A 6356-nucleotide genomic window follows, 5' to 3' on the forward strand; every position below is an offset into this window, starting at 1 on the left:
CTCTAGCGCCCGCACTGGGACCCGAATAACTGGTCATATACGTCAGGGGCGTCTTCTGTCGCTTTCAGCCCCTCTACGTTCTCCAACAAAACTCTATGACCGAACTTCCGATAACCCGTGTATCCACCAAACGCATTCTTACCGTCGAACTCACCACATACGGTGTCGCCGACTACTCGGAGGTTTCTGAACTTTGCGGACTCTGGGTCCTTCAAAAATTCAGCTATTTCTCGTTTGGCACGCTCAATTTGCTTCTCCTCCTTACTCTTATAACACCCCGTCAGGGCCAGTATGATAATCGCTAAGATCATAAGCCTGAACACCGTATGTACTCCTTCTATCATTATTTTGATGCATTCTAGATTCACAAATTAATATAGGGTGAACGCAAAACCGCTGCGTTTTGATTCTGAAAATTACATGGTCCGTTCATCAATTTCGGTCCTGAATTCCTATGCCTTTTGTGCCATTGGCGTGTCCAAAACCATAATTCATATTTTAGTTTCATAATTTTATTTCAATGATTTACGGCATGTCCAAAATCTCCAGAAGGGGGTGTCTGGACATCATGTCCATGTCGCCTCGGACATACTTCAAGTCCAGCGCCTAGCCCATGATACATCCACATAGAGCTGAAGATGGCTCATGGGCAGGCACCCCCTACGGAACAGCGATCCTATGGATCAAAGCGGCTGTAGTCGCTGCATTTGACGCCGCCCAGGCTCGCCTCTCGGAAGTTCTTCCCCTGGCTGGTGACCGCCACGATGTCGACGATCCTGACTTTGGTTTTGGGCGTTGCGGCCCCATGCTCCTTCAGGATGTCGCAGATGGACATGGCGTAACCGTAACGCTTGGTTCCGTCGTTCAGGACACCGACCTGCCACTGTACCGCAGCATCCGGGTCAAACAGGAGGTCCTTGACCTTGGCAAGGGACCGAACAGCTTGTTGGGCGCTGCTCTCGTCCGCGAACGCAGACCCAGCGACGAGGGGCGATGCCAACACGGCAAGCGCCAGAAATGCCTTTATCCAAAACTGCGTCCAATACGCTCTCATGACGTCGAGATTCCTTCGGTTGTCGTTTCTGATGGCCGAGTGACGGTGGTCCCGTGACGAGCCGTGCCGGGCTCTTCCGGCTTTGGGCGCGATAGTCTGCTCATCCCCGTTACGTTCCATCACCCGGCCTGCAGGAGCGGCTCCACAGCGAGTGCTGAGGGCGTTCTTGGGGACGACGTTTCCCCGCCGTGCCCCACCGCTCCCCCGTATCGTTGTACTGGGTCGTTAGCGGAGTCACTATTTATTTTCGTGCAATTAATTGCAAACGCAATTGCACATCATGGAGCCGTGACGGTCTTGACCCGACAATCCGGGGCAGATCATGAACCTGAAAACGCACATCGGCCTGAAGGTCAAATTCGCCCGTCAGCGCCAAGGGCTGACGCAGGAGCAACTTGCCGAGCTTATCGACAAGGCAGTCGAAACGATCTCGAACATCGAACGGGGCCACGCCCTGACCGGGCTGGACACGCTGGAGAAGATCGCTGGAGTCGTGGGGGAGCCGCTGGTCTACTTCTTCACTGACACGGGGGATGCACGCCCTGTCAGCCGTCGGCGGCTGGACGCAGAAGAGAAGGTGCGGAGCTTAAGCCGCACCCTTGATGATGATGCCTTGGTGTTGGCCGCGTCACTGCTGACCTGTTTGGCGGATCATGAGAGAGAGAACGATTAGGCTAGGTATAGAAAATATCTGGATGATGAATTCTTGTCTGCTTTCTTGAATAAAATATGAGTTTCCTAAAGCAATGACCGAATTTTTTCGGCTAGATTGAACTCCTCTTTTTCGATGTTCTCAGCATTAAGATTTATGAGTCCATTATAAACAGAGAAAATACCTACGTTGCCAACGTGGTTCACTTGCCCCTGTGCTGCGGACCGGCCAGCATGCAAGAGCATCACCTTATTGCACTCATATCGAGCACCGTAGGTAACTGCCTGCTCAGTATCTCCCCGGTCAGGCAGATTTCGTTCAGGCTTATACTTTACGTCGATGACGAGTCTAGTAACGTTTTCAAATTCGATCACGATGTCGGGGGTCATAGCTGGATTTTCCCTACCACGCACGTTGTACGGCTCGAAGAGCTTCATGGCGGAGCCAATCGGCGGCATGGCATTGCCGTCTTTCACTGAAATTCTGGAATCTAGCTCAAGATAGTTAGCCAATACTCGACGTACATAAGACTCAAATACCTTGGACATATCGATCAGAATAGAAGGCAAAACTATCAGGCCGTCTGCGTTCCGAATAGAAAGTCCAGCCTCACTTACTATCAATTGTGCCAGGAGCAAGGCATCGGCATAGTGCTCATGATGGACTGGCAAATTGCGCAGATATGAATTTACAGCTTCTGGCGACACTTCATGCAACTGCGCTACTGTAACGTCCGCCAGCCTTGAAATCGCTTGCTCACAGCGCCTAAGGCGGCGGTACATCGATTGGCTTCGGTCGCCGAAGTATCTGGCGAAGAGTTTTTCGAGGGCGAAGAGAAGAAGGCGGTTTGGGCCAAAATCGACATTCCGCTGAAACGACGATGAAACGGCAACGGGGCGTCCCGCCTTTGCTGTTCGCCACGCACTGGCGAAAGGATCGATACGTCCGGTTGGTGAACTGCCGATTCTTTCACAGCGATTATACGTCTTTAGCAAGCCCGCATCCCAGATTCTATCAAATGCATCAAGCAATTGATCTGCAAGTATTATAGATATCGGCTCAGGCCTATCAGCTGCATTTCCGAAATGACGTGTGTATTTCTGCAAGACGCTGGGAGAGTACCCGGCTGCCATCCCAATAATTCGTTCCAGATTACCAATCGGAACCTTAGGCGCAACTTCAAGGGCAAATTGGTCGTTTAACGGGATATAACCGATCCATCCTCCACATTGGATCGCAGGTTTCCCATCATCGAAAACGAGGCGGAATAGCCGCTTGACATCGTCGTAAAGGTCGAGGCTGCCGTCTTCCTTGACGAAGCCCGCAGGCAGAACTCTGGTCTTATTCTCCTCACCAGCAATAACTGTGCGCACCACATGCTTTGCTGCGTTGTAGCCACGACCCACAAGGGCATTTCCAATCTCTAAGACGTTGCCCATTCTTAGCCAACCTGTGGAGCGGAAGACTGCGCAGCCGTTGCGTCCAGTGTCGTGGCCTCGATCTCCCTCCCAGCATCGTTCGAAGAAGTCGTAGTTGCTGCTGCGGTCGGCTGGACTACTCGGAGCCAAAGTCGGGTGATGTTCGCCATCATTTCTTTATTGAGACGACATGCCTTCTTGAAGAAAGGATACAGCCTAAAGTCCCAAGTCCTGTGCGCCGCAACCTCATCAGTGCATGATAAAAAATATGCATGGCCGAGATGGACCATCTCGTCATCCAGCTGCTGCACTGCCTCGAAAAACGTCGTCAATTTGTCTATAAAGCCCGGAGAAACACCTTTCTTTTCAAGAATAGTGCGCAGCACATTAGCATCCGGGTGCATATCAATTTGAGCAAAACGGCGCTCTAATGCGACGTCAAGTTCATCCACCCCTTTGTCCCAAGGATTCATTGTTGCTATAACGATGAGATTATCGGGAACCACTAGAGTGCGGCCAGATGCAATGGTGAAATATTGATTACGCTTATCGGTTTCAATATACGTTAATGCTTCGCCAAATACCCTGGATACATCACAACGACTGATCTCATCTATCAGTAGTACATGCATTACTGAAAAACGATTGACTGCATCTTCGCAGATTAGGGAGAATATCTTCCTGGTTGGCTCGAATCTACCTTCGGCGTTGGGCGCAAAGCCTTCAATGAAGTCCTCATATTGATAGCTAGCGTGAAACTGCACCGTTCGCACGGCAGTTGTATCCCCAGCCAACGTATAGGCCAATCGCTTCGCCATGACGCTCTTTCCGGTACCTGGAGGCCCAGAAAGTATAACGCCAGCGTACCCCATCTCGAGCGCAGCCTTTACCTTGTCTAACAGGGCGTCACCATCGGGCAACTTCTCAACTGGCGTAGCCCTATCCCCTTTCTCCATAACCTCAATTGTATGATCCGCTAAATCAATTGCTAGAGGTGCTTCCTGGGGAGCAATTCCAAGGTCGTTAAGGTTCAAAGGGCGAATCTTGATAGGAGTAATATGGTCGGTCACTTGCTTACGCCCTCCACAATGATGAGTTCCTCATCCTCAAACGCATTTGAATCGTCCAAGAAAAGAGTATCGAAAATCCTTGCCTCCTCGGGGTCAGATGCCCGCATGCCGAACTCGTTTCGGAAAAGCGCTACCACTGAAGACATTTGGCGATGAGCCAACTTGAAGCCATAGTCGCGGTAAAGGAAACCTACCAATGCGGCTGCCGATACTTTCTGATTCTGCAAGAAGATTTCGAGAGCGAGGCTCGCGTGATTGACATGGAGGTCGTAGGTGGCGTTACGCCCGCTTCCTACGACTGAAATGACCTTGCCGATTTTACCCTGCTCACGCACCGAACTTGCCGCATAGGAACCAGCGACGTTGCGATTCATCTGTTGTAGGCCACGTCCCTGGGTGAATGGACGGACATAAGGTGCCCCTTCCGGTGCGCCAGTGACCCTGAGGTAGCGATCGTGGAACTCGAGGATGTCCGACATGCGAACTGGCGACAGGGTATCAAGGTGCCTGGCTCTCAAAATGGCGAGGTAGCCCGCAAAATGCTGATGGATGAACTGCTTCTCAAGGCGCGAGATTGCTTTCCGAACACCTTCGATACTCAGAACATAAGTCTGAGATGCTTCACTTGCGTTCACCACGATGCGCTGCCTTTGCTGGTGCTTTCTCTGGGGCGTTTGCCAGATCTACACCAACAGAGCTGCGTTGTGCAGCCTCCGCAGCCCGCAAAGTGGTTCCTGTGCCCATAAATGGGTCCAGGACGATACCGGGACGGAACGGTCCGTTACACCCGCAATCTGTCCAACCGGTTGACCTGCGCTTTGCAAAGGTAAACTCGCGGAAGTAGCCACCGAGCGCCTGCTTGGCCTGCGCAGCAAGTTTCTTGACAGCCGCGGAATTGCGTCCCGTGCCCGTCTGCACCAGAAGAGCCTTGCCAGCATCGGAGATGCCAGTCGCTTGAATGGCTGCGATGTGAGCTTCGGTGAGGCCATGCATGCGGGCAAGTTCCATTGCACGCTTCGCCTGTGGCCGAGTCTCATCTAACTCGCCGGTTCGCTCCACTATTCGACGTCGTGGTTTGCCGCAACACATGCAAACTTGTTCCGGGCATGCAAGTGTTATGATCCGATCAACCAGTTCCAAAGGGTACGGGGCCAGATGCTTGCTGGTGTCTCTTTTCAAACCAATTTGCCAGACATCGCTCGGGCCAGTACCATTACCATATTTCTCGGCATAGCCAAACTGGTCGTAGTAGTAGTCACGGCGCTGCATCGTGAAATGGATTATATACTCGTGGCGACTCTTAAGTCGGTCCTTAGCTGGGTCCGGCATTCCCGCATCCTTAATCCAAATGATACGGTTTCGGACCGTCCAGCCAGCATTGTGTGCGGCGAACTCGAGCAATCCAGGGGTATTTGCGAGTGATCCGTTGTGATAGGTGTCGCCAATATTAATGAAAACAGAACCCCACTTGGGGAGAATGGTTTTCCAGTTCTCCATGCACTTGATTAAGCTCATAACAAAATCTTTGGCAGTTGCCTCTTGGCCAATCTGTCCCTCAAATCCGTAGTCACGCTTCAGCCAGTAGGGTGGGGAAGTAATAACTATATCGGCATCATTAAATTTGAGCGGCACGCATCGGGCGTCGCCGTGGATTATCCGGGTGGTTGCCGGGAGTAATTGCCGCTCCTGGCTCTCGAAACTGTCCTGGTTCTCCACGTTGTCGGAGATTGTGGTAAAATGGATGTTCATTCTATTCTCACTTTGACTCGGCGCATTCGTAGAGAGACGGATTGTCAATGAGTCTGTTTTCGTTGGCGCGCAACACGACCGATCTTCCGGTATTCTCAATGATCCTGATCGATTCGTCGAGGCGAAAATGGACAGGTGTCGCCGTTTTCTGGTCAGTTACGCAGGGCAGCGTAGCGAGCCGACATCCGCTTAAGGCCAGCGGCCTGTGCCACCATCTACGCCTCTGTAATCTTTAACAGGGCATACCTGTTTGCGTTGAAGGCGATTGCAATTGATTGCACCTGTCTCTTCGGTCTTGGATTATCTGCTGCTAGTCAAATTTCCGAACAACGTCCGCCGTTCTTCACTAAGGCACGAATCGATGCCGGATGCCAAGGGCCGCCACGCGGGGCACATATACCGCGTCGGTTCAG

The 6356-nt window shown here is 51.9% G+C and carries 6 protein-coding genes; 1 reads left to right on the forward strand and 5 read right to left on the reverse strand.

Annotation, left to right across the window (positions count from 1 at the left end; translation table 11 throughout):
- Positions 1 to 676 precede the first annotated feature (676 nt).
- Positions 677 to 1174: a hypothetical protein gene (locus tag ACM9HJ_RS30725; RefSeq protein ID WP_416575622.1), complete on the reverse strand. Its 498-nt coding sequence runs from the start codon at positions 1172 to 1174 to the stop codon at positions 677 to 679.
- Positions 1175 to 1376: 202 nt separating this feature from the next.
- On the opposite strand from ACM9HJ_RS30725, the gene ACM9HJ_RS30730 reads away from it, so the two are divergent.
- Positions 1377 to 1727: a helix-turn-helix domain-containing protein gene (locus ACM9HJ_RS30730; protein ID WP_416575623.1), complete on the forward strand. Its 351-nt coding sequence runs from the start codon at positions 1377 to 1379 to the stop codon at positions 1725 to 1727.
- 65 nt (positions 1728 to 1792) lie between these two features.
- On the opposite strand, the gene ACM9HJ_RS30735 is transcribed toward ACM9HJ_RS30730, so the two are convergent.
- Genes ACM9HJ_RS30735 through ACM9HJ_RS30750 form a run of 4 tightly spaced genes read right to left on the reverse strand, consistent with a single transcriptional unit; the run spans position 1793 to position 5943 of the window.
- The gene (locus ACM9HJ_RS30735) at positions 1793 to 3145 is read right to left on the reverse strand and encodes a 5-methylcytosine restriction system specificity protein McrC (protein ID WP_416575624.1); all 1353 of its coding nucleotides are present in this window, start codon (positions 3143 to 3145) and stop codon (positions 1793 to 1795) included.
- A gap of 2 nt (positions 3146 to 3147) precedes the next feature.
- Positions 3148 to 4194 (reverse strand): McrB family protein, encoded by a 1047-nt coding sequence (locus ACM9HJ_RS30740; RefSeq protein ID WP_416575625.1) that lies wholly within the window; start codon positions 4192 to 4194, stop codon positions 3148 to 3150.
- A complete protein-coding gene (locus ACM9HJ_RS30745; protein ID WP_416575626.1) occupies positions 4191 to 4832 on the reverse strand; it encodes a hypothetical protein in 642 nt (213 codons plus the stop codon). Before ACM9HJ_RS30745 ends, ACM9HJ_RS30740 begins: the two co-directional genes overlap by 4 nt.
- On the reverse strand, positions 4816 to 5943 hold the full coding sequence (locus ACM9HJ_RS30750; RefSeq protein ID WP_416575627.1) for a DNA-methyltransferase: 1128 nt from the start codon (positions 5941 to 5943) through the stop codon (positions 4816 to 4818). The genes ACM9HJ_RS30745 and ACM9HJ_RS30750 overlap by 17 nt, the downstream gene beginning before the upstream one ends.
- Positions 5944 to 6356 lie beyond the last annotated feature (413 nt).

The organism is Niveispirillum sp. KHB5.9, from assembly GCF_048066115.1.
Taxonomy (GTDB): domain Bacteria; phylum Pseudomonadota; class Alphaproteobacteria; order Azospirillales; family Azospirillaceae; genus Niveispirillum.